Source organism: Halomonas korlensis (genome assembly GCF_900116705.1).
Classification (GTDB): Bacteria; Pseudomonadota; Gammaproteobacteria; order Pseudomonadales; family Halomonadaceae; genus Halomonas; species Halomonas korlensis.
On sequence record NZ_FPBP01000002.1, the window covers coordinates 32,335 to 58,664 of the forward strand.

General features: G+C 62.5%; 24 protein-coding genes. 15 read left to right on the top strand and 9 right to left on the bottom strand.

Annotated features, from left to right (window positions below; translation table 11 throughout):
• The first annotated feature begins 70 nt into the window (after nucleotides 1-70).
• From aat to infA, 3 genes are all read left to right on the top strand, one after another.
• Nucleotides 71-847, top strand: coding sequence for a leucyl/phenylalanyl-tRNA--protein transferase (gene aat, locus BM341_RS02905; protein ID WP_089792764.1), 777 nt, complete (start codon nucleotides 71-73; stop codon nucleotides 845-847).
• Complete coding sequence (locus BM341_RS02910) at nucleotides 844-1,581, top strand: arginyltransferase (protein WP_089792766.1); 738 nt, start codon at nucleotides 844-846, stop codon at nucleotides 1,579-1,581. The genes aat and BM341_RS02910 overlap by 4 nt, the downstream gene beginning before the upstream one ends.
• A 131-nt stretch (nucleotides 1,582-1,712) precedes the next feature.
• Complete coding sequence (gene infA / locus BM341_RS02915) at nucleotides 1,713-1,931, top strand: translation initiation factor IF-1 (RefSeq protein WP_007111068.1); 219 nt, start codon at nucleotides 1,713-1,715, stop codon at nucleotides 1,929-1,931.
• 112 nt (nucleotides 1,932-2,043) lie between these two features.
• Here infA and clpA read toward each other — a convergent pair whose 3' ends face one another.
• The 3 genes from clpA to icd all read right to left on the bottom strand — a co-directional run bounded on the left by clpA (nucleotide 2,044) and on the right by icd (nucleotide 6,300).
• Nucleotides 2,044-4,320, bottom strand: a complete 2,277-nt coding sequence (gene clpA, locus BM341_RS02920; protein WP_089792767.1) for an ATP-dependent Clp protease ATP-binding subunit ClpA — start codon at nucleotides 4,318-4,320, stop codon at nucleotides 2,044-2,046.
• Between the two features lie 140 nt (nucleotides 4,321-4,460).
• On the bottom strand, nucleotides 4,461-4,790 hold the full coding sequence (gene clpS, locus BM341_RS02925; protein ID WP_089793406.1) for an ATP-dependent Clp protease adapter ClpS: 330 nt from the start codon (nucleotides 4,788-4,790) through the stop codon (nucleotides 4,461-4,463).
• Between the two features lie 253 nt (nucleotides 4,791-5,043).
• Nucleotides 5,044-6,300 carry an NADP-dependent isocitrate dehydrogenase gene (gene icd, locus BM341_RS02930; protein WP_089792769.1) on the bottom strand — a complete coding sequence of 419 codons (1,257 nt, stop codon included), beginning with the start codon at nucleotides 6,298-6,300 and terminating at the stop codon, nucleotides 5,044-5,046.
• 118 nt (nucleotides 6,301-6,418) lie between these two features.
• Between icd and BM341_RS02935 the strand changes: the two genes are divergently transcribed.
• The 9 genes from BM341_RS02935 to BM341_RS02975 all read left to right on the top strand — a co-directional run bounded on the left by BM341_RS02935 (nucleotide 6,419) and on the right by BM341_RS02975 (nucleotide 15,182).
• On the top strand, nucleotides 6,419-7,057 hold the full coding sequence (locus BM341_RS02935; RefSeq protein ID WP_089792771.1) for a pseudouridine synthase: 639 nt from the start codon (nucleotides 6,419-6,421) through the stop codon (nucleotides 7,055-7,057).
• Entirely contained in the window at nucleotides 7,054-7,503 is a 450-nt protein-coding gene (locus BM341_RS02940) for an NUDIX domain-containing protein (RefSeq protein ID WP_089792773.1), read from the top strand. Before BM341_RS02935 ends, BM341_RS02940 begins: the two co-directional genes overlap by 4 nt.
• Before the next feature lie 70 nt (nucleotides 7,504-7,573).
• Entirely contained in the window at nucleotides 7,574-8,761 is a 1,188-nt protein-coding gene (mnmA, locus tag BM341_RS02945; protein WP_089792775.1) for a tRNA 2-thiouridine(34) synthase MnmA, read from the top strand.
• Complete coding sequence (gene hflD / locus BM341_RS02950) at nucleotides 8,758-9,399, top strand: high frequency lysogenization protein HflD (RefSeq protein ID WP_089792778.1); 642 nt, start codon at nucleotides 8,758-8,760, stop codon at nucleotides 9,397-9,399. Before mnmA ends, hflD begins: the two co-directional genes overlap by 4 nt.
• Before the next feature lie 49 nt (nucleotides 9,400-9,448).
• Complete coding sequence (gene purB, locus BM341_RS02955) at nucleotides 9,449-10,813, top strand: adenylosuccinate lyase (protein ID WP_089793408.1); 1,365 nt, start codon at nucleotides 9,449-9,451, stop codon at nucleotides 10,811-10,813.
• Between the two features lie 4 nt (nucleotides 10,814-10,817).
• Nucleotides 10,818-12,011, top strand: coding sequence for a cupin domain-containing protein (locus BM341_RS02960; RefSeq protein WP_089792781.1), 1,194 nt, complete (start codon nucleotides 10,818-10,820; stop codon nucleotides 12,009-12,011).
• A gap of 2 nt (nucleotides 12,012-12,013) precedes the next feature.
• Nucleotides 12,014-12,445, top strand: a complete 432-nt coding sequence (locus BM341_RS02965) for a GNAT family N-acetyltransferase (protein WP_089792783.1) — start codon at nucleotides 12,014-12,016, stop codon at nucleotides 12,443-12,445.
• Nucleotides 12,446-12,844: 399 nt separating this feature from the next.
• A complete protein-coding gene (locus BM341_RS02970; RefSeq protein ID WP_089792785.1) occupies nucleotides 12,845-14,443 on the top strand; it encodes an isocitrate lyase in 1,599 nt (532 codons plus the stop codon).
• Nucleotides 14,444-14,714: 271 nt separating this feature from the next.
• Entirely contained in the window at nucleotides 14,715-15,182 is a 468-nt protein-coding gene (locus BM341_RS02975; protein ID WP_089792787.1) for an outer membrane lipoprotein, read from the top strand.
• A 130-nt stretch (nucleotides 15,183-15,312) separates the two neighbouring features.
• Here the strand turns inward: BM341_RS02975 and BM341_RS02980 are convergent, their stop codons facing one another.
• Nucleotides 15,313-15,597, bottom strand: a complete 285-nt coding sequence (locus tag BM341_RS02980) for a hypothetical protein (protein WP_089792789.1) — start codon at nucleotides 15,595-15,597, stop codon at nucleotides 15,313-15,315.
• A gap of 231 nt (nucleotides 15,598-15,828) precedes the next feature.
• Here BM341_RS02980 and BM341_RS02985 point away from each other — a divergent pair, with 231 nt between their 5' ends.
• Entirely contained in the window at nucleotides 15,829-16,335 is a 507-nt protein-coding gene (locus tag BM341_RS02985; RefSeq protein WP_089792791.1) for an FKBP-type peptidyl-prolyl cis-trans isomerase, read from the top strand.
• 148 nt (nucleotides 16,336-16,483) lie between these two features.
• On the opposite strand, the gene BM341_RS02990 is transcribed toward BM341_RS02985, so the two are convergent.
• Both BM341_RS02990 and BM341_RS02995 read right to left on the bottom strand, forming a co-directional pair.
• On the bottom strand, nucleotides 16,484-17,098 hold the full coding sequence (locus tag BM341_RS02990) for a CDP-alcohol phosphatidyltransferase family protein (RefSeq protein WP_089792793.1): 615 nt from the start codon (nucleotides 17,096-17,098) through the stop codon (nucleotides 16,484-16,486).
• Between the two features lies 1 nt (nucleotide 17,099).
• Nucleotides 17,100-19,280 (bottom strand): FAD-dependent oxidoreductase, encoded by a 2,181-nt coding sequence (locus BM341_RS02995; RefSeq protein WP_089792795.1) that lies wholly within the window; start codon nucleotides 19,278-19,280, stop codon nucleotides 17,100-17,102.
• A 195-nt stretch (nucleotides 19,281-19,475) separates the two neighbouring features.
• On the opposite strand from BM341_RS02995, the gene msrA reads away from it, so the two are divergent.
• Nucleotides 19,476-20,114 carry a peptide-methionine (S)-S-oxide reductase MsrA gene (msrA, locus tag BM341_RS03000; protein ID WP_089792797.1) on the top strand — a complete coding sequence of 213 codons (639 nt, stop codon included), beginning with the start codon at nucleotides 19,476-19,478 and terminating at the stop codon, nucleotides 20,112-20,114.
• Here msrA and BM341_RS03005 read toward each other — a convergent pair.
• The 3 genes from BM341_RS03005 to BM341_RS03015 all read right to left on the bottom strand — a co-directional run bounded on the left by BM341_RS03005 (nucleotide 20,106) and on the right by BM341_RS03015 (nucleotide 24,636).
• Complete coding sequence (locus tag BM341_RS03005) at nucleotides 20,106-21,323, bottom strand: MFS transporter (RefSeq protein WP_089792799.1); 1,218 nt, start codon at nucleotides 21,321-21,323, stop codon at nucleotides 20,106-20,108. The genes msrA and BM341_RS03005 overlap by 9 nt on opposite strands.
• A complete protein-coding gene (locus tag BM341_RS03010; RefSeq protein ID WP_245784140.1) occupies nucleotides 21,320-21,913 on the bottom strand; it encodes an NlpC/P60 family protein in 594 nt (197 codons plus the stop codon). The genes BM341_RS03005 and BM341_RS03010 overlap by 4 nt, the downstream gene beginning before the upstream one ends.
• A gap of 257 nt (nucleotides 21,914-22,170) precedes the next feature.
• Nucleotides 22,171-24,636 (bottom strand): DUF1266 domain-containing protein, encoded by a 2,466-nt coding sequence (locus BM341_RS03015; protein ID WP_089792804.1) that lies wholly within the window; start codon nucleotides 24,634-24,636, stop codon nucleotides 22,171-22,173.
• 220 nt (nucleotides 24,637-24,856) lie between these two features.
• On the opposite strand from BM341_RS03015, the gene BM341_RS03020 reads away from it, so the two are divergent.
• Complete coding sequence (locus BM341_RS03020; RefSeq protein ID WP_089792806.1) at nucleotides 24,857-26,302, top strand: NAD-dependent succinate-semialdehyde dehydrogenase; 1,446 nt, start codon at nucleotides 24,857-24,859, stop codon at nucleotides 26,300-26,302.
• Nucleotides 26,303-26,330 lie beyond the last annotated feature (28 nt).

Genomic DNA, 26,330 nt, shown 5'->3' on the forward strand with positions numbered 1-26,330 from the left:
AGTGTCTACTTGAGCTATACCACAGCGGGCGTCACACTAACGTCTACGCCCGCAAGTAAGCGACTCCTGCATGCTGCCCTGGCTTACCGAACATCCTGTTCTCTTCCCCCCGGTGGAGCTCGCGCTGCGCGACCCGGACGGCTTGCTTGCCGCTGGAGGCGATCTCAGCCCGGAGTGGCTGTTGGCGGCCTACCGGCGCGGCATCTTTCCCTGGTATGGCGACGAGCAGCCGATCCTCTGGTGGAGTCCCGACCCACGCATGGTGCTGTTCCCCAAAGAATTGCGGATACGGCGCAGCCTTGCCAAGCGGGCACGCAATGGCGGATTTCGTGTCAGCGCCGATCGTGCCTTTTCCCGAGTGGTCGCGGCATGTGCCGCTCCTCGACCGGGCCAGCCTGGCACCTGGATCACCGAGGAAATGCGTCACGCCTACGAGCGGCTGCATACCCTGGGTGCGGCTCACTCGGTGGAAGTATGGCAGGACAATCGTCTGGTCGGTGGCCTTTACGGTATCGCCATGGGTCCCGTGTTTTTTGGTGAATCGATGTTCTCGCATCGACCCGATGCCTCGAAGATAGCCTTGATGCATCTGGTCGACGCCATGCGGAACGGGGGCGGTAAATTGATCGACTGTCAGATGCACACCGCCCACCTTGCGAGCCTGGGTGCCCGGGACATCGCCCGGGCCGAATTCATCGGCTATCTTGAGAAGTGGCTGGATGATGAGGAGCGGCTAGGGAAGTCGTCAGACGAGGCAACCAAGTCTGGCGTGATTATTCCACCGACCTGGTCGTTCGCAAGTATTGGCAGCGCGCAAGAGTCGACTTCAGGGAGCAAGCCGTCGTGAGCAGCAATACCCCGCGGCAGCCGGTACGTGATCTGCGGTTCTTCCTTACAGTGCCGCATGCCTGCAGTTATCTACAGGGACGCGAAGCCACAACCCTGTTTCTTGATCCTCAGGAAGCGCCTGGGCAAGGCGTTTATGATGCGCTGGCGCTGCTGGGCTTTCGCCGCAGCGGACGTCACCTCTATCGCCCCCATTGCGAGGGCTGCAGCGCCTGCATCTCGGTGCGTATTCCCGTGGATGACTTCATCGCGAGTCGCAACCAGCGCAAGGTAGCTGCGCGCAATGCCGACCTTACCTTGCGTACCCGGCCGGCGACTTTCGATCCCGAGCATTACTCACTCTACGCCCGTTATATCCGCGCCCGGCACGCTGACGGCGACATGTTCCCCCCGAGCCATGAACAATACCGAACCTTTCTGACCCTCAATCAGCCTTATGCGCGACTTCTCGAATTTCGCCTGGATGAACGGCTGGTGGCGGTGACGGCCTTCGATCAACTCGAGCATGGCCTGTCGGCGATCTACACCTTCTTCGACCCCGATGACGCCATGGCTCGCCGTTCGCTCGGCACCTTCGCCGTCCTGTCACTGATAGAGCGAGCCCGTGAGCTGACCATGCCGCATGTCTACCTGGGTTACTGGATCCGGGAATCCAGGAAAATGAACTACAAACAAGCCTTTCGCCCTCTGGAAATGCTGGATGGCAGCCATTGGCGACGCCTGCTGCCCGTGTGATCCCTCGCACTGCTTTTTTGCCTTGACGCCCCGCATGCGGCACAATATCGCGCTATTGTATCGGCATGGTAGCGAGCGCATGCTCTCGCACCAGTCCGCTTGGTTATTTCCATCCGCGAGGAATCGCCTATATGGCACGTGAAGATCATATCGAAATGGAAGGCGTCATCGTCGACACCCTTCCCAATACCATGTTTCGCGTAGAGCTGGAAAACGGTCACGTGGTCACTGCGCATATTTCGGGCAAGATGCGCAAGAACTACATCCGCATCCTGACGGGCGACAAGGTCAAGGTCGAGCTGACTCCCTACGACCTGTCAAAAGGCCGTATCGTCTACCGCTCCCGCTGAGCGGCAAGCGGCGCGTCCGACCGCCTCTTCCTCCCGAGCACAGCGCCTGACACACAAGACAACGCCCCGTCCGAAGACGAGGCGCTGTTTCCTGGCGTCACCACCCACCCTGTCAGGGTGCGTCGGCCATTTCCGTCTCGGTGGAGAGATGCAACTCCCCTTCCTCGACATTGACGTGTACCACGCCGCCATGCTCGGAAAGCTCGCCGAAGAGGATCATCTCGGCCAGCGGCTTCTTGAGCTTTTCCTGAATCAAGCGAGCCATCGGTCGAGCCCCCATATCAGGGTCGTACCCCTTCTCTGCCAGCAGGTCGCGGGCAGCATCGTCCACGTCGAGTTGCACGCGCTTCTCGTCCAGCTGCGCCTGAAGCTCCACGAGGAACTTGTCCACCACGCTGCGCACCACGGAGGTAGGCAGGGAATGGAACTGGATGATGCCGTCGAGCCGGTTGCGGAACTCCGGTGTAAAGGTCTTGCGGATGACTTCCATCGCATCGGTGGAATGATCCTGATGCTGGAAGCCGATAGAGCGCCGCGAAGCCTGCTCCACCCCAGCATTGGACGTCATGATCAGGATGACGTGACGGAAGTCCGCCTCGCGTCCGTTGTTGTCGGTCAGGCGCCCATGGTCCATCACCTGCAGCAACAGGTTGAAGACCTCCGGGTGGGCTTTCTCGATTTCGTCGAGCAACAGCACGCAGTGGGGCTGCTTGGTGATCGCCTCGGTCAGCAGGCCACCCTGGTCGTAGCCAACGTAGCCGGGAGGGGCACCGATCAGGCGCGATACGGTGTGTCGCTCCATGTACTCCGACATATCGAAGCGCACCAGCTCGATGCCCATGATATGCGAGAGTTGCCGCGCCACCTCGGTCTTGCCCACCCCGGTGGGGCCGGCGAACAAGAAGCTGCCAACCGGCTTGTCCGGTGACTTGAGGCCGGCTCGCGACAGCTTGATGGCCGCCGCCAGGCTGTCGATGGCCTCGTCCTGGCCGAACACCAGCATCTTGAGGTCGCGATCGAGGTTGGCCAGCAACTTGCGATCCGAGCTCGAGACGCTCTTCGGCGGAATCCTGGCGATGGACGCCACAACAGCCTCGACCTGATCGACATCGATGGTGTCGACGCGCACCTCTATCGGCAGAAGGCGCTGATGCGCACCGGCTTCATCGATCACGTCGATGGCCTTGTCGGGCAGATGCCGGTCATTGATGTAACGATCGGCCAGGCGTGCCGCACTCTCCAGGGCTGCATCGGTGTACTTGAGCTGGTGGTGCTCTTCGAAGCGCGAGCGCAACCCCTTGAGGATACGGATGGTGTCGTCGACAGAGGGAGCCGGCACATCGACCTTCTGGAAGCGACGAGCGAGCGCTCGATCCTTTTCGAAGATGCCCCGGTATTCCTGGAATGTCGTGGACCCGATACAGCGCAACTCTCCCGACGAAAGCATGGGCTTGAGCAGGTTGGAAGCATCCATCACACCACCGGATGCCGCCCCCGCGCCGATCACGGTATGGATCTCATCGATGAACAGTACCGCATTAGGCTGCTTGCGCAACTCGGCCAGCAGGCTCTTCAGGCGCTTCTCGAAATCGCCGCGATACTTGGTGCCCGCGAGCAGCGCACCCATATCAAGGGAATAGACCACGGCATCGCCAATGACCTCGGGGACGTCCTCCTCAACGATGCGCTTGGCCAGCCCCTCGGCGATGGCTGTCTTGCCCACGCCAGCCTCACCGACCAGCAGCGGATTGTTCTTGCGACGCCGGGCGAGGATCTGGACCACGCGCTCCAGCTCCCGGTCGCGACCGATCAACGGATCGATCTTGCCCAGACGTGCCTGCTCGTTGAGGTTGGTAGCGAAACCTGTCAGCGGGTTGGTGCTGTTATCGCTGCCACCCTCCTCCGACTCCTCTGCCTCTGGCGAAGGAGAAGACTGGCTGTGGCCATGTCCTGCCACCTTGGAAATGCCATGGGCGATGTAGTTGACCGCATCGACACGCGCGACGTTCTGCTGCTTGAGGAAGTACACCGCCTGGCTCTCCTGCTCGGAGAAGATGGCGACCAGCACATTGGCGCCAGTGACTTCGCTCTTGCCTGAGGACTGGACATGGAAGACGGCGCGTTGCAGCACGCGCTGAAATCCTAGCGTTGGCTGGGTCTCGCGATCGCTCTGATCATCGGGAATCAGCGGCGTGGTGGAATTGATGAAATCCTGCAGGTCGGACCGTAGCTTGTCGAGATTGGCCCCACAGGCTCTCAGCACATCCGCGGCAGAGGCATTATCCAACAGCGCCAGCAGCAGATGTTCAACGGTCATGAACTCGTGACGCTTGGAGCGCGCCACGGTGAAGGCCGTGTTCAGGGTCAGTTCAAGTTCTTTACTAAGCATGGCAGTCCCCTTCTCGCCGCATAGGGCTTGCGTCGGATCTATCAAGGTCCGGCATCATCAACATCGGGTACAAACGCCGCCGTTGCAAGTCTCTTCGGCCAACGGCATTACATTCACCCCAAGCGACCATGTCCGGGGGGTCAGTCCGCCGCCTCGATGTCGCTGAGCAGCGGATGCTGACATTCTCTTGCATATTGATTGACCTGATGACTTTTGGTTTCAGCAATATCATGCGTAAAGATACCGCAGGTAGCCTTGCCCTGGGTATGCACCGTCAGCATTACTTGCACCGCGGCCTCACTATCCAGGTAAAAGAAGGTCTGCAGCACCTCTACCACGAACTCCATCGGGGTAAAATCGTCGTTGTGCAATACCACTTTGTACAAGGGCGGCTGAGCAAGATCCGGCTCCGCGTTTTGCACCGCCAGATCATCATCATCCTGCTCCCCGGGCTCCCCAGGGCGCGTCATGCCAGCATTGAGCGACGCATGAATTGCCCACCGCGCCTTCTCGTCTGTCTTCAACATAAGGGCCACTATCCATCTCGACAAGCCGACCGACGATAACTGACTCAACTGTCTTTCGACGCCATCGCCGCGGCAGGGTTCATCAACTCGATACCGTATCTGACTCGCTACAAGGGTTTTATCGCGCTTTGGAGCTTTAACGCAAAGGCCCCCACCCGCCATGCGGCGAGCGGGGGCCCGGATCCGGCATCATGCGTTACATGTTATCGGCGACGGCCTGGCCGAACTCGGAGCACTTGAGTAGCTTGGCATCGTCCATCTGGCGATGGAAGTCGTAGGTGACCTCGCCCTTGGAGATGGCCTTCTCCATGCCCTTGAGTACCAGATCGGCGGCTTCGACCCAGCCCATATGACGCAGCATCATCTCCGCGGAGAGAATCAGCGATCCCGGGTTGACCTTGTCCTGGCCGGCATACTTCGGCGCCGTACCGTGCGTGGCCTCGAACATGGCCACCGAATCGGACAGGTTGGCGCCCGGGGCGATGCCAATGCCACCCACTTCCGCTGCCAGGGCGTCGGAAATGTAGTCGCCGTTGAGGTTAAGGGTGGCGATCACGTCATACTCGGCCGGACGCAGCAGGATCTGCTGCAGCATGGCGTCGGCAATGACATCCTTGACCACGATATCCTTGCCGGTCTTGGGATTCTTGAAGGTCATCCAGGGACCGCCATCGAGCAGCTCGGCGCCGAACTCTTCCTTGGCGAGCTCGTAGCCCCAATCCTTGAAGGAGCCTTCGGTGAATTTCATGATGTTGCCCTTGTGCACCAGGGTCAGCGACTCGCGGTCGTTATCGATGGTGTACTGCAGGGCCTGACGGACCAGACGCTTGGTGCCCTCGACAGAAACGGGCTTGACACCGATACCGCAGTTCTCGGGGAAACGGATATTGGTGACACCCATCTCCTCGCGCAGGAACTTGATGACCTTGTCAGCGTCCGGTGTGCCGGCCTTCCATTCGATGCCGGCATAGATATCTTCGGAGTTCTCACGAAAGATGACCATGTCCACATCGGCCGGCTTCTTGACGGGGCTCGGCACGCCTTCGAACCAACGAACCGGACGCTGGCAGACGTAAAGATCGAGCTTTTGACGCAGCGCCACATTCAAGGAGCGGATACCACCGCCCACCGGCGTCGTCAGCGGCCCCTTGATGGACACCACGTAGTCCTTCACGGCTTCCAGCGTCTCTTCCGGCAGCCAGGTGTCGGCATCGTAGATCTGGGTGGACTTCTCGCCGGCGTAGACCTCCATCCAGTGGATCTTGCGCTCGCCGTTATAGGCCTTCTGCACGGCCGCATTGATAGCGATCATCATGGCCGGCGTCACGTCGACACCAATGCCATCACCCTCGATGTACGGGATGATCGGATCAGTGGGCACGTTCAGGGTGCTGTCGGCATTGACGGTGATCTTGTGGCCGCCATCGGGCACGACGATTTTCTGGAACCCCATTGAGAAATCCCCTGTCTGGTCTGTTCAGTGGAGCGCGAAGTATAGCATTCACCCGTGGGTTCGGAGTAGGCTTGGCCCAATATTTGTCGACAATCCATGGTAGCAAGACCTTGGTCGAATGAGCTCGCTCTACCTGCTGCACAAGCCCTATCGCGTGTTATCCCAGTTCACCGACCGCTCCGCCGCCGGCGAGAAGCCCCGCGCCACCCTGGCCGACATCATCGCGGTACCGGATATCTACGCTGCCGGTCGGCTCGACTATGATTCGGAGGGATTGCTGCTGCTGACGGATAACGGCCAGCTGATCCATCGTATTGCCGACCCGCGTCACAAGCAGCCCAAGGTGTACCGCGTGCAGGTCGAGGGCTGCCCTGGCGATGCGGCTCTGCAGGCCCTGCGGCAAGGCGTTACCTTGAAAGACGGTCAAACGCGGCCGGCCAAGGCGCGACGACTGGCCACCAGCGGCCTTGACGAACGTGACCCGCCGCTTGACCCGAAGCGCCATCCTGACACGCAATGGCTGGAAATGACCCTCACTGAAGGGCGCAATCGACAGGTCCGCCGCATGTTGGCCCATGTCGGCTTTCCCGTACTGCGCCTGGTGCGCGTCGCCATCGGTCCCTGGCGGCTCGACGGTCTGGCCCCAGGCGAGTGGCGTCGCGAGACGCTTCACGTCCCGCGCCAGTCCACCCCCCACCCAACACGATCGTCGGCGAAAACGCCGCGTCCCAACCGCCGCAATGGAGAGCGCCGATGAAACGCTGGCAACCTTACGTGACCGTGGCCTGCGTCGTGGAACGCGCCGGCCGCTTTCTGATGGTCGAGGAGGACCGCGGCGGTCCTCATACTCTGTTCAATCAACCGGCTGGCCATCTCGAACCCGATGAAAGGATCCGCGAGGCGGCGCTGCGTGAAGTGCGCGAGGAAACGGCCTGGCAAGTCGGCATCACCGATTACCTGGGCATGTACGTCTACCAGACGCCGGAGGGCCACACGTTTCACAGCCACGGCTTCTTCGGCATGGCCCTGGCTCACCTGGGCAATGACCTCGACAAGGGGATTCTCGCCGCCCACTGGCTGACACTTGAAGAACTCGAGGCACTCGAGCGCAAGGGACGCTTGAGAAGCCCCATGGTGATGCGTCGCATCCGCGACAGCCTGGCCGGTAAATTCTTTCCCATGAACGTGATCCACGAGCGTTAGTCGGTCGAAGCGCGACACCTGCATCGTGTATAATTCCCGCCCATTTACGTCACGTTATCCGAGAGCTCCTATGACAGCCCCTCCAGGCAAGGTGATCGTCGGCATGTCCGGCGGCGTCGACTCTTCCGTATCCGCCCTTCTGCTGCTTGAGCAGGGCTTCGACGTCGAAGGTCTGTTCATGAAGAACTGGGATGAGGACGACGGCACCGAATATTGCACCGCCAAGGACGATTTGGCGGATGCCGAAGCGGTCTGCACGAAGCTCGGCATCAAGCTGCACACCGCCAATTTCGCGGCTGAATACTGGGATAATGTGTTCGAGCATTTTCTCGCCGAGTACCGGGCCGGACGCACGCCGAACCCGGACATCCTGTGCAACCGCGAAATCAAGTTCAAGGTGTTCCTCGAGTACGCCGAGATGCTCGGTGCCGAGAAGATCGCCACCGGTCACTATGTGCGTCAAGGCATCCGCGATGGCAGGCCACGCCTGCTCAAGGGCCTGGACGCCAACAAGGACCAGAGCTATTTCCTGCACGCCGTGCCGGAGGCCGCCATCGCGCGCACGCTGTTCCCGGTCGGCGAACTGGAAAAGCCCGAGGTGCGCGCCATCGCCGAGCGGCACGACCTGGTCACGGCGACAAAGAAGGACTCCACCGGCATCTGCTTCATCGGCGAGCGGCGCTTTCGCGACTTTCTCCAGCAGTACCTGCCGGCCCAGCCGGGGCGCATCGAGACGCCTGATGGCGAGGTCATCGGTGAACATCAGGGCTTGATGTACTACACCCTGGGGCAGCGACAGGGCCTGGGCATCGGCGGTGTGGCCGACTATCCGGACGCCCCCTGGTACGTCGCCGCCAAGGATCTCGAACGCAACGTGCTGGTCGTCGTCCAGGGCAAGCACCACCCTATGCTGTATACCGATTCGCTTGCCACCGAAGCAGTGGACTGGGTGGCCGGCACTCCGGTGGCCGGCACTCCGGTGGCCGGCACTCCGGTGGCCGGCATCCCGGTGGCCGGCACTCCGGTGGCCGGTGAACCCCCGGCGCGCGAGGCTCGCTACATGGCCAAGACCCGCTATCGCCAGGAAGACGTGCCTTGCCAAGTCCAGGTGCGCGACGACGGCGGCGTCGACGTCCACTTTGATCAGCCCCAGCGTGCCGTCACGCCAGGCCAGTCGCTGGTGCTCTACGACGGCGACATCTGCCTCGGCGGTGGGGTGATCCGCCAAACCTGGAATGCCAAGGAGCTCGCCGCATGAGCGCTTCCACTCCGATCCATCGCGCCCCGGACACTCCCGTGGCGCGCCAGGCGCTGGCCTTGGCCGGTGTCTTCCAGGCCGCCAGCCTGGTCGATGAACTGGCCCGCACCGGCCAGGTCGATCAGCGCGCCTGGGAAACCCTGATCCATGCCACCCTGGACACTAACCCGGAAAGCTTCGAGGCGATCTACGGCGGCCACCCCAACAATCTGCGCCGCGGCCTCGAGGTGCTGGAAACGGTCGTCGGCCGCCGCCAGGCCAACCCGGTCGTGCTGCGCTACGGTTTCTCGCTGCTGATGCTGATGAGCAAGCTGCGCAGCAATAACGCCATGATGGACGAGCTGGGCCAGCACCTGACCCGCATCCAGGGCCAGGCCGAGCATTTCGGCGAAACCCACGAGAACGTGATCGCAAGCCTCGGCGAGGCCTACCAGAAAACGGTGTCCACCTTCAAGACGCGCATCGTCGTCCAGGGTGACCCCTCGCTGTTGCAGAGTCGCATGATGCCCGAGCGCGTGCGCGCCATCCTGCTCGCCGGCATCCGCTTCGCGCTGCTGTGGCACCAGCAAGGCGGTCGCCGCTGGAAGCTGGTCGTCCAGCGCGGCTCGCTCAAGAAGACGCTCGACCAGCTGGGCTGATCCCCTTTCTTTTCCCTGTTTGGACATCCACGCCATGCCAGCCGCTTCCCTGCCCCTCTCCGCCCTTACCGCCCTCTCGCCGGTCGACGGCCGCTACGCCACCAAGGCGGAAAGCCTGCGCGAGCACTTCAGTGAATTTGGCCTGATTCGAGCCCGCGTGATCGTCGAGATTCGCTGGCTGCAGCGACTCGCCGAAATCAAGGAGATCGGCGAAGTCCCCGCGCTTTCCGCCGAGGCCAATGCCTTTCTGGAAGCGATCATTGATGGCTTTTCGGTGAGCGATGCCGAGCGCATCAAGGAAATCGAGCGAACCACCAACCATGACGTCAAGGCGGTGGAATACTTCCTCAAGGAGCGCATCGTCGACCAGCCCGAGCTGCATGCCATCACCGAGTTCGTGCACTTCGCCTGTACCAGCGAGGACATCAATAACCTCTCCTACGGCGTGATGCTCACCGACGGCCTCGCCGCCCTGCTGCCGGTGATGCACCAGGTCACCGACCAGATCGCTGACCTTGCCCATGAGCATGCCGACCAATCGATGCTGTCGCGGACCCATGGCCAGACGGCGACGCCCACCACGCTGGGCAAGGAGATGGCCAACGTGGCTTATCGCCTCAAGCGCCAGTTGCGCCAGATCGAGAGCGTCGAGGTGCTGGGTAAGATCAACGGCGCGGTCGGCAACTACAATGCCCACCTGGTCACCTACCCCGAGGTCGACTGGCAAACCAACGCGCGTCACTTCGTCGAGGGGCTGGGGTTGACCTTCAACCCCTACACTACCCAGATCGAACCCCACGACTACATCGCCGAGCTGTTTGATGCGATCTGCCGTTTCAATACCATCCTGATCGACTTCGCCCGTGACGTCTGGGGCTACATCTCGCTGGGTTACTTCAAGCAGAAGACCGTCGCCGGCGAGATCGGCTCCTCGACCATGCCGCACAAGGTCAACCCAATCGATTTCGAGAATGCCGAGGGCAACCTGGGGCTTTCCAACGCGATTCTCGGCCACCTGACCCAGAAGCTGCCGATCTCGCGCTGGCAGCGCGACCTGACCGACTCCACGGTGCTGCGCAATCTCGGCGTGGGCCTGGCTTACGGGCTGATCGCCTACCACGCCGCGCTCAAGGGCATCGGCAAGCTCGAGGCCAACCCGACGCGCCTGGCCGACGATCTCGATAGCAGTTGGGAAGTGCTCGCCGAGCCCATCCAGACCGTGATGCGCCGCTACGGCATCGAGAAGCCCTACGAAAAGCTCAAGGAACTGACCCGCGGCAAGCGCATCGACCAGGCCGGCTTTGCCGCCTTTATCGACACGCTGGACCTGCCGGCGACGGTCAAGCAGGAGCTCAAGACGCTGACACCCGCTACCTATATCGGCAATGCCGCCGACCAAGCCAGGAAACTCTGACCCTATGTCCGCCGACACGCCCCGCGTCTTGCTGGGCGGCCTGAGCGCCGCCGAGTTTCTCCACGATTATTGGCAACGCCAGCCCCTGTTGATCCGTGGTGCCATCCCGGGCTTCGAGAGCCCGCTGGATGCCGACGAACTGGCAGGCCTCGCCTGCGAGGAAGGAATCGAGTCCCGCCTGGTCGAAGAGCATGGCCGCGACTCGCAAGGCCACCAGCGACCCTGGCAGATCCGTGACGGCCCCTTCGATGAAGCCACCTTTGCCGAGCTTCCCGAGGGCGATTGGTCGCTGCTGGTTCAGGCCGTGGACCACTACGTGCCCGAGGTGGCCGAGCTGCTTGCCGCCTTCGACTTCCTGCCCCGTTGGCGGCTTGACGACATCATGGTCAGCTATGCGCCGCCCGGCGGCAGCGTCGGGCCGCATGTCGACCAGTACGACGTCTTCCTGCTGCAGGGCAGCGGTACGCGGCGCTGGCAGCTGGGGGGCCGGGTCGCCGATGACGCGCCGATTCTCGAGGGGATCGACCTGCGCATTCTCGAGCGTTTCGAGGTCACGCCGAACCAGGACTGGCTGCTCGAGCCCGGCGACATGCTCTACCTGCCCCCCGGCTGGGCGCATCACGGCGTCAGTCAATCCGACGACTGCATGACCTTCTCGGTGGGCTTTCGTGCGCCGTCGGCGGATGAGGCCATCACCTCGTTCGCCGATTATCTGGGCGAGCAGCTGCCCGCCTCGCGGCGCTATGCCGATGCCGGCATGACGCCACCGCGGGACCCGGCGGAACTCGACGATGCCGCGCTTGCTCGCATGCGGGCATTGATTCTCGACACCCTCGATGATCCGGCCCAGCTTGCCCAGTGGTTCGGTCGGGTGATGACCCAACCCAAGTATGTTGACCAGCTGGTCGTCAACGAGGAGCCGTCCGACATCGAAGCGCTTGTCGCCACGCTACAGGACGGCGAAGAGCTGGTGCGCAGCCCCGGCTCCCGCTTCGCCTGGCGGGCCATGGAAGACGATCAGGCAACGCTTTTCGCCGATGGCGACGGCATTATCTGCAATCTGCAGCTGGCCAGAGCGATCGCCTCTGACACGCCACTCGATGCAGAGCTGCTCGCGCTTGAGGGCGCTCCCGAGGTACTGACGCAACTGCTCGATGCCGGCAGCCTGGGGTGGGTCGGCGAATTCGATACGGATTAACCATGTTCTCATCACTGGAGATCCTCGAAGGCGACTGGCTATCTTTGAGAGACGCGGCCAGCGGCATTCGACGCGTGGTGTTCATCGAGGAACAGCACGTCCCCCGTGAGGAAGAGTGGGACGGTCGGGACCCCGAGAGCCATCACTTTCTCGCCCTGATCGACGGCCGTCCCGTGGGCACCGCACGCTTGCTGCCCGATGCCCACATCGGCCGCGTTGCGGTACTGGCCGAGGTACGTGGGCGCGGCATCGGTGTAGCGCTAATGCAGGCAGCCATCGCCGCCGCAAGACGCCATGGACATACCGCCGTCGAGCTCGCCGCCCAGACCCATGCTCTGGCCTTCTATGAAGCACTCGGCTTTCGCCCCTTCGGAGAGGAGTTCATCGAGGCGGGCATTTTGCATCGCAATATGCGGCTACTGCTGACGTCTTGAGCCCTTTCCAGACTGACGAGCGCCGGCAAATGACTACAAGAATCACCCGCGAAACGCCGCGCTTGTAGTCAAGCTACAACCTACCTTTCCCCCAAATGCCAATTGCCGAAGCCCGCCATCAAGGCACACAGTAGGCTCTATGACGAGGTAAGTGATCACCAGGCAGACAGCGATTGGGCTCTGGGTGTTCAAGAGGATGTTCTAGAGACATCGCCTCGCTCGAAGTTCGACCAAAGCCGTAGTGACAATGCACGGCTACTGGCCGAATCTAAAATGACTTCGCAGGTGCAGCATAAACGAGAACAAATATTGCGCCCCGCGATTCCAGCGACCGAAATGCCTAGAAAGCAATCAGGCATTACGATCACGAAACACCCTCCTGACCTGAAGGATGGCCCCATGGCAGCATTCAACGACGAACTCAAGGCACTGGCTCAGCTGCGCGAGGCCCAGCGTGGCAAGTGGGACAATATCAATCCCGAGTACGTGGCGCGCATGCGCGTCCAGAACCGCTTCCAGACCGGCCTGGACATTGCCCGCTACACCGCCAAGATCATGCGTGACGACATGGCGGCCTATGACGCCGACAGTTCGCAATACACCCAGTCACTGGGTTGCTGGCACGGCTTCATCGGTCAGCAGAAAATGCTCTCGATCAAGAAGCATTTCGGCACCACCAAGCGCTCGTATCTCTATCTTTCCGGCTGGATGGTCGCTGCCCTGCGCTCTGAGTTCGGGCCGCTGCCCGACCAGTCCATGCACGAGAAAACCACCGTACCGAGCCTCATCGGCGAGCTCTATACCTTCCTGCGTCAGGCCGATGCCTGGGAGCTCAACCACCTGTTCCGTGATCTGGAAGAGGCTAAATCAGCGGGCGACAACGCCAAGGCCGAGCAGCTGATCGCGAAAATCGACGCCCATGAAACCCATGTGGTGCCGATCATTGCCGACATCGATGCTGGTTTCGGCAATGCCGAGGCCACCTACCTGTTGGCCAAGAAGATGATCGAAGCCGGCGCCTGCTGTATCCAGCTCGAGAACCAGGTATCCGACGAAAAGCAGTGCGGTCATCAGGATGGCAAGGTCACCGTGCCTCACGAGGACTTCATCGCCAAGATCAACGCCGTGCGCTACGCCTTCCTGGAACTGGGGGTCGAAGACGGCGTGATCGTCGCGCGCACCGACTCGCTGGGCGCCGGCCTCACGCAGAAGATCGCCGTGACCAAGGAACCGGGCGACCTGGGCGATCAGTACAACAGCTATCTGGATGGCGATGAGATCGACAGCGCAGCGGATATCAACAACGGCGACGTGGTCATCAAGCAGGATGGCAAGCTGGTCAAGGTCAAGCGTCTCGCCTCGGGGCTCTACCAGTTCAAGCCGGGCACCGGTGAGGACCGCGTGGTGCTCGACTGCATCACCAGCCTGCAGAACGGCGCTGATCTGCTGTGGATCGAAACCGAAAAACCCCATGTTGGTCAGATCGCGGCAATGGTCAACCGCATTCGCAACGTCATGCCCGACGCCAAACTGGTCTACAACAACTCGCCGTCGTTTAACTGGACCCTCAATTTCCGCCAGCAGGTGTTCGATGCCTGGGAGAAGGAAGGCAAGGACGTTTCCGCCTACGACCGTGCTGCCCTGATGAGTCCCGAGTACGACGATACCGAACTTGGTAAGCTGGCCGATGACTGGGTGCGCAACTTCCAGCGCGACAGCGCCCGTGAAGCCGGTATCTTCCACCATCTGATCACCTTGCCGACCTACCACACTGCTGCGCTGTCCACCGATAACCTGGCCAAGGGTTACTTCGGCGAGGAAGGCATGCTGGCCTACGTGGCAGGCGTGCAGCGCCGCGAGCTTCGCGAAGGCATCGCCACGGTCAAGCATCAGGACATGGCCGGCTCCAACATCGGCGATGATCACAAGGAGTTCTTCCACGGCGATGCGGCGCTGAAAGCCGGCGGCAAGGATAACACCATGAACCAGTTCGGCTGAGCACCGCCCGCCTCGATAACGACGGGCAAGCCTTAAGGGGGAAGCGATCTGCTTCCCCTTTTCTTGTGCCAAATTTTCACACTTATTTACCAACGCAGCGCGTACACTGGCCAGCAATTACACCCCGCTGGACTGGTCAAACATACAATAGGTCTTTAAGCTGTTTAATGAACACTGTTTTTAAATGATTCGTGTCCGGCAGCAGGACAAGAGCCCACCTCACAGCTCGCTGCTCCGAACGAATGTCCCGATATCCTGCAGGAGGTTCTCCATGAAACGTCTTCTTCCCGTGCTGGCACTCAGCGCCTTGACACTGGCCGGTTGTGCCAACACCTCTCCTTATTCCGGCAATGTGTATTCGGGCAACCAGGCCAAGTCGGCACAGACCGTGAGCTTCGGGACCATCACCGCCCTTCGCCAGGTTCAGATCCAGGCCGATAGCCGCGCCGGAGGCTTGCTGGGAAGCGGTGGCGGCGCCGTGATCGGTGGTCTGCTGGGTAATCAGGTCGGCGGTGGCTCAGGACGCCAGCTTGCGACCGTTGCCGGTGCGCTGGGTGGCGCCGTCGCCGGCACCAAGGCCGAGGAGTCCACGAATCGTGTCACCGCCTGGGAGATGGAAATCCGCCAGGACAACGGCCAGAACGTCGTGATCGTTCAGAAAGCCGACCAGAACTATCAGGTCGGTCAGCGAGTCCGCCTGATCGGCAGCGGCTCGAATGTCAGCGTTGCGCCCTATTGATCCAGCCGTGAGCTACTGAGGTAGCCCAGATAAACGTGATAAACCATAAACGCCCGCGGCAATAGGTTGCCGCGGGCGTTTATGGTTTTCGGACACACTTTGTTCAGGGCTTATTTGCTGCCCGGGCCGCTCAGTGAAAGTCTGCCCTGGTCTTTGCCCAGCCGACCAGCTTGACCCCGATCAGGACCGCCAGGCCAATGAGAATGGCCGTCAGCAGGATATCCACCGGACGAACCACAGTCGTGGCGCCGAGCACGGCCAGCGCCAGGCTCCATACCAGGCGGTTGTTGCCGTGGGTCTTCATCACTGACGGCAGGATCTTGTCGAGTCCGCGACTGACGCTGGGCTCCCAACGGGCATAGCACAGGTAAAAGATCACGGCGAAGGCGATCAGCCAAATCACGGCTTGGGTCATGGATACTCTCCAGAGGGGTGAACAAGCATTTGAATGAAAACATCAATGTGCCAAGGGTATCGCCGCCGGTTAAGCCACGCAACCAGGTTAGTGGGTGTTCAATCTACGCTGGCGAGCGTGAAATCGCCTCAGGATTCAGAGAAGTATCCTGAAATTCTTCCATTACCCTGTCAGCGCATTGATTCCCGCGTTACCATGTCGCGCTACATGCACTCACCGAAAGGTATCTCCATGCAGATTGAGCAGAATTCCGTTGTCGCGATTCACTACACTCTGACCAACGACGCAGGTGAGGTGCTGGACAGCTCGGAGGGCCGCGAGCCGCTTACTTACCTCCACGGCGCTGGCAACATCATCCCGGGCCTCGAGAAGGAACTTGAAGGCCATGCAGCCGGTGAAAAGGTCCATGCCACCGTTGCACCTGAAGAAGGCTATGGCGAGAAACAATCGCAGCTGGTGCAGGAAGTGCCACGCGATGCCTTCCAGGGTGTCGAAAGCGTCGAGCCGGGCATGCAGTTCCAGGCGCAGACCGAGGGCGGCCCGCTGATGGTCACTGTCACCCAGGTGGAAGGTGATACGGTCGTGGTTGACGGCAATCACCCCCTCGCGGGCCAGACGCTCAACTTCGACGTGGAAATCGCCGAGGTTCGTCCCGCCAGCGAAGAAGAGGTCGAGCACGGCCATGTCCATGGCGAAGGCGATGGTCACGGCGAAGGCGAACAGGCTCAACAGCACTGAGCCGACGCTAAACGCTCAATGCCAGCACGCAAGGCAGAATCCAGGGGCAGCCATCGGCTGCCCCTTTTCTTTGCGTAAGCATTTCTTTCATAGGTTCTTTTTTATAGGCTTGCCGATACTGGCGATGCCTCCTGTCGAACGATCCTCGCTAATATTTTCTCAGCGTCCTGTAACCACCCCAGAGGCGGGTCGCCGTGGTTATCAGACAGGCGAGTGCGAAGATGCTGGCCAGCCACGGAAAGTGCGCTGGCCACAGACAGAAGATTACAAACGCCATCACCGTTTCGGTTCCCTCGGTGAGCCCATGCAGATAGTAGAAGGCCTTGCGTTCGAATTGCGGCCGCTCGAGCTGGTGCTTGGTCGCCATGATCGCGAAGGCCAGAAACGAGGTGCCGGTACCGATGAAGGCAAACAGCAGAAAGGCGGCAGGAAGCGCATTGAACGGCGGATCCGCCAGGGCGAAACCCAGCACTACCGCCGCGTAGAAGACGAAATCCAGGCCGATATCGACGAAGCCTCCGGCATCGCTGGTATGGCCAAGATGACGTGCCAGTGCGCCGTCCAGGCCGTCGCCCAGGCGGTTGAGGAGGATCACGGCCAGCGCAGTGAAATACCACTCCATGGCCAGTAGCGGCAACGCCAGCATGCCGACCAGAAAGCCCACCAGAGTCACCTGGTCGGGACGCACCCCCAGCCTCGCGATGCGTCGCGCCAGCGTCGTCAACGGCCCTTGGGTCAATGGCATGGTCCAGCGGTCGAGCATCTCAGCGTCCTGTCGTGTCGTCGTGTCGTGTCTCGCCACGCCGCCAGGCGAAATAGCGCGCCAGCCATCCCAGCACGCGTTCCGGCTTGTGGGCATTTTTCCAGCTCCCCGCCGTGGCCTTCACCGCCTCGCTGAACGTCGGGTAAGGATGGATCGTGCCCAGCAACTTGTTGAGCCCGATCCCCTGGGTCATGGCCAGGGTGAATTCGGCAAGCATCTCTCCGGCGCCGTGGCCGACGATTGTTGCGCCGAGAATACGGTCCTTGCCCGGCACGGTCAGCACCTTGATGAACCCCCGGGTCTGGCCCTCGGCGATAGCGCGGTCCAGCTCGCCGAGCTCATAGCGCGTCACTTCGACCTCGGTGCCCTCACGGCGGGCCTCGTTCTCATTGAGGCCGACCCGTGCCACCTCGGGGTCGGTGAAGGTGACTGCCGGCAAGGCCCGGTAACTGACCCGAAAGCGCTTGAACTCACCGAACAGGGCATTGACCGTGGCGTGCCAGGCTTGGTGGGCGCTGGCGTGAGTGAGTTGGTAGGGGCCTGTCACATCGCCACAGGCCCAGACATTGGGCAGCACGCTTTGCAGCGACTCGTCCACGGCGAGCGTGCCGTCCGCGCGCGTCTCGACTCCCAATGCCTCCAGCCCCAGGCCTTTCACGTTCGCCTGACGACCCACGGCCACCAGCAATCGGTCGAAAGGCAGCGTCTCACAGGGCGACTCTCCTGCCTCGGCGGCCTGCACTTCCAACCCATGCCCTCCCTCAGTATCAGTCACCACGCGCAGCGCACGCGTGCCGGTGCGCACCACGACGTCCTCCTCGATCAGGCGCGCCTCGACCTGGGCCGCCACATCGTGATCCTCACGCGGCAATAATTGCTCCCCCATCTCGATCAGAGTTACGCGACTGCCCAGCCTGGCAAAGCTCTGCCCCAGCTCGCAGCCGATGGGCCCGCCACCCAGTACCGTCAGGCGTTGCGGCAGGTGCTCTAGCTGCCAGAGATTGTCCGAGGTCAGCACCTCGATACTTTCCAGGCCCGGCAAGGGCGGCACGCGCGGCTTGGCGCCACTGGCGATGATCACATGGCGCGTCGTCAAGACACGCTCACCGACGCGCACCCGCCAGGGATCGTCCAGGTGCGCCTGGCCGCCGATCACTTCCACTCCCAGGCCCTCGTAACGCTCGCGGCTGTCGTGTGGCGCCACCTCACGGACGGCCCGATGCACATGGCCCATGACCGCCGCGAAATCCACCTGCGGCTCGCCCGCCCGAATGCCGAAACGCTCGGCATCGCGAATATCGCTGGCCAACCGCGAGGCCCGGATCAACGCCTTCGAGGGCACACAACCGGTGTTCAGGCAATCCCCGCCCATCTGGTCGCGCTCCACCAGCGCCACCTTCGCCTTGACCGCCGAGGCGATGTAGCTTGCCACCAACCCCGCGGAACCGGCACCAATAACCACGATATCGTGATCGAAATGCCGCGGCCGATCGAAACGCCTGGCCAGTTGGCGGCGCTTGCCCAGCGCCACGAGGCCACGCGCCAGCCAGGGAAACAGCCCAATCAGTGCGAAAGAGCCGATCAACCCCGGCGACAGTACCCCGCCAAGCGACTCGAGCTCGCCCAACTCCCGGCCCGCGTTCACGAAGACTGCCGTCCCGGGCAACATGCCGAGCTGACTGACCCAGTAGAAGGTCCAGAGGCGCATGCGCGTCAGCCCCATGACCAGATTGATCACGAAGAAAGGGAACAATGGAATCAGCCGAAGGGTGAAGAGGTAAAACGCCCCTTCCCGTTCGATACCGGCATTGATCCGCCTTAGCTGAACGGCGAAGCGACGCTCCAGCGGCTCCCGCGCCAGCGTGCGAGCGATCAGCGCCGCCAGCGTCGCCCCCAGCGTACTGGCGAAGGAAATCAACACCAGGCCCCAACCGAAACCGAACAGGGCACCGCCTAGTACCGTCAGCAACGTGGCGCCGGGAAGCGACACCGCGGCCATCATCACATAAAGGAGGAAGAAGCCACCGGCCACCGTCAATGGCTCTGCCGCCAGCCAGGCCTGAAAGCGCGATTGTTCGGCTTGCAGATTGGCCAGGGTAAGAACGTCATGCGCCCCGCTGAGAAAATAGATGGCCACGACAAGCACAATGGCAGCCAAGAGAATCAAGCGACGTCGGGTCAAGGCTAGGCTCCTGGAAAAGGCTGCCCGCGTGGCAGCCAAGGTATCAGTGAGTTGGGTCGTGGTGTGTCGCGATACCTTACAGCACCTTGTCAGCGCATTGCGCCGGTACGCGGATCATGTTTAAACAAGGGTTGTACGGAACCCTCCGCAAGCGACAACATCCAATCTACCATCCCTGAGCCAAGGAACCATCCCATGACACGTTTTATGACGCTATCGCCAGGCCGCTGCCTCGTGCTCGCCCTGCCCGCCGCCATTGCTCTGGGCGCCCCCGCCATGACGATGGCTGAAGAAGAAGCCTCCAGCGCTCGTGCCGTCTTCGCCGGCGGCTGTTTCTGGTGCGTGGAGGAGGCCTTCGACCCGGTGGACGGCGTGCTCTCCACTACCTCGGGTTTCAGCGGCGGACACGTCGAAGACCCCACCTACAATCAAGTCGTGGCGGGTGACACCGGCCATACCGAGGTGGTGGAGATCGAATACGATCCGAGCGTGGTCGACTACGCAACGCTGCTTGAGGTGTTCTGGCGCAATATCGACCCCTTCGCCGTGGATCGTCAGTTCTGCGACGTGGGCGACAGCTACCGCAGCGAGATCTTCGTGCTCGATGACGAACAACGCTCCCTCGCCGAGGCAAGCCTTGCCAGCTTGCAAGAGCGCTTCGATGAGGAGATTGCCACCGAGATCACCGATTTCGAGGCCTTCTACCCCGCCGAGGACTACCACCAGAACTACTATCAGGAAAACCCGGTGCGCTACCGCTTCTACAAGTCGGCCTGCGGCCGCGTCGAGAGGCTGGAAGAGATCTGGGGCGATGAAGCCGGCGGCCTATCCTGAAAGCCGTGCATTGACCGCTTTCTCGCGGCGCCATAGCCAGCCGGCGATGGTGAGGGTCGCGCCCAGCACCAGCCAGGAGCCGATCGCCACGCCCGTCCATCCGCCCAACTGCCAGAACGGCTCCAGCCACAAGCCCCCGAGGCTCGCCCCACAATAATAGAAGACCAGATACAGGGCCGAGGCGCTGCCTCGGGCCCGCTCGGCGTGGCGCCCCACCCAACTCGACGCCATCGAATGCGAAAGAAAGAAGCCGAAGGCATTGATCGTCAGACCCACGATGATCACCGGCAGCGAGCTTGCCAGGGTAACGATCGTGCCGCCCATGAGGATGCCGATCCCCAGCATCATGCATACCGGCTGGGGCAAGGACCTGGCCAGACGCCCCGACAGCGCCGACCCCAGGGTACCGCCGAGATAGGTCACGAAGATCAGGCCGATTAGACGGGCGCCCAGGCCGAAGGGTGCATCGGCCAGGCGGAAGGTGATGTAGCTGTATTGGTTGATGAAGATCAGGAAATTGAAACCACCCAATAAGTAGGCGCCGAGCAACAGGGGGTTGCGCAGGTGGCCGGCCAGGTCGGCCACGGCGCCCTTCAGCTCGAAGGGGCGCGGCGTGAAGGCCCGTGACGCCGGCAGCAGCTTCCAGAACAGTGCCACACCGACAAGCGTCATCAGGCCCACCGTCATGAAGCTTGCCGGTGCGCCGCCGACTTCGGCCACGGCGCCACCAACCACACGACCGCCGATTCCGCCCAGGGTGTTGGCGCCGATGTAGAGCCCGACCGCCGAGAGCAGCGCCGGCCGGTCGAACTCGTCTCCCATCCAGGCGATGGCCACTGCCGGTAGCCCTCCCAGCACGAAGCCTTGCAGGGTGCGCAGCAGCAAAAGCGTCTCGAAGTTCGGCGCCAGTGCCAGCCCCAGCGACATCAAGCCGGCCGTCAGCAGCGTGTAGCGCATGATGCGGTCACGGCCAATGGCATCGGAAAGCGGACCAAAGACCAACAGCGAGGCCGCCAGGGACAAGGTGGCCAACGACATCACCAGGCTGACCACCAGCGTCGAGACGCCAAACTCGGTCCGCAAGGCCGGCAACAGCGGCTGGGGAGCATAGAGATTGATGAAGACGAGAAACGACCCCAGGCAGAGCGCCAGGGTCGCGCGCCACCAAGGGCGGCTGCGCGCCGCGATACGGCCGGCCGTATCGCTCATCCGTTGCCGGTAGTCGCGGCTCGCTGAGCCAGTTGTACCGGCTCGAGGGGCCGCCGGGCCTGCCAGTAATAACGCTGCCAGTAGTGGTTGTCGAGTTCCGAGATCATCACCCCTTGCGACCTGGAAGCATGCAGGAACAACCCCTCGCCAAGATAGATACCCACATGCCGGTAGGGACCCGGCGGCTGGAAGAACACCAGGTCGCCGGCCTGTAGCTGGCTACGCACTACTGCTTCGCCCAGTTCCACCTGCTCACCCGTGGTTCGCGGCAGCTCATAGCGAAAACTGTCACTGAAGATATTCTGCACCAGCGCCGAGCAATCGACACCTTGCCCCGTCGTCCCGCCCAATCGGTAGGGTGTACCCACCCAGCGCTCATGCTGGTCGAGAAGCGCTTGGCGCACCACGGCGGGTGAAGGCTGCTGAAAGCGTTCCAGGTTGCGGACAGGATTGTCGATCGGTGACATCATGGGATCCCAGTCGTCGGGTAACCCCGGCAGCTGCTGGGCGAAATAATCGTCCGGGACCGGCTGGGCGCCGGGATCATGCGGTGCGTTGGCACAACCAACCAGAAAGGCAACGCAAGCCACAATTATTGTGATTCTGTATGACCGGGGGGCGCTCATCTGGCAACGACCTCATTTCTTGAGCCGCACCCTATCCGTCGGCGCGATCGCTCGCGTGTCTCGATTCGGTGGATGTCGTTGTGGCAGTGATGCCGGAAAAATTTAGGTATCACTGCCGCAGCGGCCTGCCGGCGACTCACTTCAATGGCGCAGACTGCCCACATGGGAGCCTGTCGATAAGGCCTGCACTATAAATCACCTGCTCGGCACAAGGCGAGTGCTCAATGCAGGGCGTGGGTATCGCCTGGCAAGGTGTCGATGTGCATGGGCGCCCAGTGACTGGGGCGAGCCCCGGGGTAATCGAGGCTTGCCCAGGGTCCGGCCAAGGGAGGGGCTGCCGTCAGCCAGGCGACGAGCGCTTGCCGGAAGCCGGCGAGAAAGGCCTCCCGCTCCGGCGTCTCGCCCATGAAGAACGAGAAGCCCGCGTAAAGGCCCCGGGCGAATTCCTCCCAGCCGCCGTAGTGGGCGGCGGCCAGGGCGTGGGCCCGTTCCAGCAGCGAAACGAAGTCCGACGCGCCGAGCCAGCCGAGCTGGCGGCCGGCAATGGCCAGGTCAACGGCCTGCGAGATGTCCCAGGCCGCCAAGTCGGTCTCGTTGCAGCCATCCTCGTTGTCGCGCACCCGCTTCAGCCGGAGCAGATGATGCCCCTCCTCTTCGCTGCACTCGCCCGACTCCAGCGTGCTGATCTCCGAGGCGAGTCGACCGGCATTCAGGGTATAGGGGGCATAGTTGATCTGATACTCCTGCCGGTCGCCGGCCTCGAGCAGGGTGTCCAGAAAATCGATCAACTCATCGGCCGAGTGCAGGCCATAATGCCCATCGACCCACTCCCGAATCGCAACACATTCGCGCTCGCTCTCGGCGTGCGGCAGGCTCCAGGCGGCGCTGTTCAGTGGACCTACCAGCGACATCGCCGTGAAGTGTGCAAGGCTCGGCCGCGGACCAGGCTCCTGCCAGGCAACCGTCTGCCAATCAAGCCAATGGAACACGCTGCCCGGATCGTCCAGGTGCCAGCGGATCTCGTCGACCAGCGACGGCTGGCCTTCCTCGGGCAGCAGCGCTTCCCAACTGGCCCAGGCCTCGAGCAAGCGTCGGCCGTCGGGGTAGAAGCGGCACAAGGAGCTGCGCAGCGCTTCGCACAGCACGTTCAAGCCCTCACTATCGAAGGCTTCGCTATCAAAGGCCATCTGCAGATAGAACGCGTACTTCTCGGCCATGTGGACGGTCGCGGCATGACGGCTCGCCTGGCGCAATGCATCGCGGCTCGCCAGGGCCTCGGGGTCGGGGCGTCCGAAGAAAGTTTCTGCCGGTGGCAAGCCACCGTGTACCGCATCGGCGGCCAGCTGGTTGAGATGGTGAGCCTGGGCCGGCAACCAGTAGCGGGCCAGCGCCTGCACGCCCTCCTCGGCATGCAGGTCCAGGGTCTCGCGCAGATACTCCCGCGCATCCTCGCGACGCACCGCAAGCGGAGCGGAGCGGGGACCCTGGCGGGTCGCGACTTCCGGCTCGCGCACCGCCGAAAACGCCAGCACCCAGTGATGCGGGTCGCGCCGCCAGCCACGAATGAACTGACGCGACGCCTCGATCGATGCCGGCGCCAACAGGCCCTGAAGCGGCGTGCGCCACGGGCTCACCGGCGACTGCAACAACAATCGCCAATCGCTGCCGAGTGACGAGAGACGATTACGCCCTTCGAACAGGCTGCGACCGCGCTGATAGGCCCGGGCCAGCGCCGACCAATCGCTGTAACGGCGAACGATCAGATCGCCGCCATGCAGGGCGAATCGTTCGGCTTCTTCGGCGCCGAGCCATCCCAGACATGCCCCCGCCCACGCCAGGTCGATCAGCCGCAGCCAGTCCCAGGCAGCCCACTCCAAAGGCTCGCCCTGATCAACGAAGCCCAGCAATACTCGGCCATAGCCCCGCTCGGTGCCCTCCAGACCGTCGCGCCATTGGCGCCGCTCAATGTCGTTCAGTGTCAGCAGGCGCGTGGCGTCGAGATCCCATCCCTGTCGATCGCCTTGAGCCCCCAGCCACAGCAAGGCACGTATCAAGTCGTCGCGTCCGCGGACCTGCCAGGCCTCGACCAGCCACCCTTCCAGGTCGGCCCAGTCGATCACCGAGCCCGGCACGTCGAGCACCGGCGCGAAGCCAGCGCGCAGGCGCCAGACCCGCTCGCCGGGCGCATCGGGCCAGAGCGGCAGTGTCTCGTCATGGATGGCCAGCCACGCCTCGAGCCGCTCCCAGGTGATGCCATCGCCCTCATGCTCCAGCACGGAAAGCGCGTCGCAGGCCTCACAAAAGCCATCGTCCCCTCGCTCCCACCCCTGGGCGCTGCGCGCCTGGCGCAAGGCGACCAGCCAGGCATCGAGGTCGGCGTAATGGGCGGTGATTTCCTCGGCCAGGCGCTGCGTCCAATGGCAAGCCCTAGAAGACGACAGCCACCCGGCGGCCCCCGCCAGGGCAATCAGCTCAAGGCCATCCAGCAAGTGGCCCGCATCGACGCCACTGCCGCCACTGTCCATGATGCCCAGCAAGCGCCAGCCCAGTTCACCCCGGTCATTGATGCCCAGAGCAGACAGGCGTGCGACCGCCGCGTCGGCGGGTATCGACAGCGGGTCGGGCGCAAAAGCCCAATCACATAGCACCAGCTGCTGGGCCCACCAGGCATTCAGGGCATCGACCAAGGCTCACCTCGAGTTTTGCAAAAGACCAACGGCACACCGAAGCGTGCCAAAAAAATTCGGCGACTGATTGTAGCCGAAAGCCAAGCCGGCGCCGATGGTTCAAGATCATGAATTCGCGATCATGCCGAATGCCCACGCTGGCAAAACGGTGAGGCTTGGCGCGGCGTTTTAAATACTGCACACTTGTTCGACATGATGATCAATCGCCTCAGGAGTGGACATGACCCCGCAAGCCGATCTGCTGATCGACAAGGTCTATATTGCTGGCCAATGGCGTGATGGTGAACGCCGTTTTGCTGTCACCAATCCCGCCACCGGCCAGGTGATCGCTGAGGTGCCCGATCTCGATGGCGACGCGGCGCGCGAGGCGATTGCCGCCGCCGAGGCCGCCTGGCCCGCCTGGCGCAAGCTGCCCGCCAAGGAGCGGGCCTCCCTGTTGCGTGCCTGGTTCGACGCCATCATGGCCCACCAGGAACCCCTCGCCAGGCTGATGACCCTGGAGCAGGGCAAGCCGTTGGCGGAATCGCGGGGCGAAGTGGCCTATGGCGCCTCCTTCGTCGAGTTCTACGCCGAAGAAGCCAAGCGCATGGCGGGCGAAACCCTACCCAGCCATGGCGTCGACAAGCGTATCCTGGTCTTTCGCGAACCCATCGGGGTCGTGGCAGCGATCACGCCGTGGAATTTCCCCCTGGCGATGATCACCCGCAAGTGCGCCCCGGCCCTCGCCGCGGGCTGCCCGGTGGTCATCAAGCCCGCCGAGGCGACGCCGCTTACCGCCCTGGCGCTGGCCAAGCTGGCCGAGAATGTCGGCTTCCCTGCCGGGGTGCTCAATGTCGTGACCGCCTCGCGTCCAGCCGAGATCGGTGAAGTACTAACCACCGACCCGCGAGTGCGCAAGATCTCCTTCACTGGCTCCACCCCGGTGGGCAAGAAGCTGCTCGCACAGTGTGCCGGCACCGTCAAGAAGGCCTCGATGGAGCTGGGCGGCAACGCGCCGTTCATCGTCTTCGACGATGCCGATTTGGATGCCGCGGTCGAAGGCGCCATCGCCTCCAAGTACCGCAACTCCGGCCAGACCTGCGTGTGCACCAACCGTCTGCTGGTGCAGTCGGGCGTCTATGAGACGTTCCTCGATAAGCTGGCCGCCCGTGTCGCCGAGCTCAAGGTCGGCAACGGCCTGGACGACGGCGTGGTCCAGGGGCCGCTGATCAACCAGGCCGCCGTCGACAAGGTCCAGGCGCACATCCACGATGCGCTGGCCAAGGGCGGCCGACTGATCGCCGGGGGTGAGCCGCATGCCCTTGGCGGCACCTTCTTCCAGCCCACCATCATCGCCGACGTCACCACCGAGATGCGCGTCGCCAGCGAGGAAACCTTCGGCCCGCTGGCGCCGGTCTTTCGCTTCGACACTGAGGAAGAGGCCGTCGCGATGGCCAATGCCACCGAATTCGGCCTGGCAGCCTATTTCTATGCGCGCGATTACCGACGCATCTGGCATGTCATGGAAGGGCTGGAATATGGCATGGTAGCCGTGAATGAAGGCATTCTTTCCACGGAATTGGCGCCCTTCGGTGGCGTCAAGGAATCGGGCCTGGGTCGCGAGGGTTCACGACACGGCCTGGACGAGTACACTGAACTAAAATATGTCTGTGTCGGCGGCCTCTGATCGCCCGCAACGTCTCACAAGGAGGCAG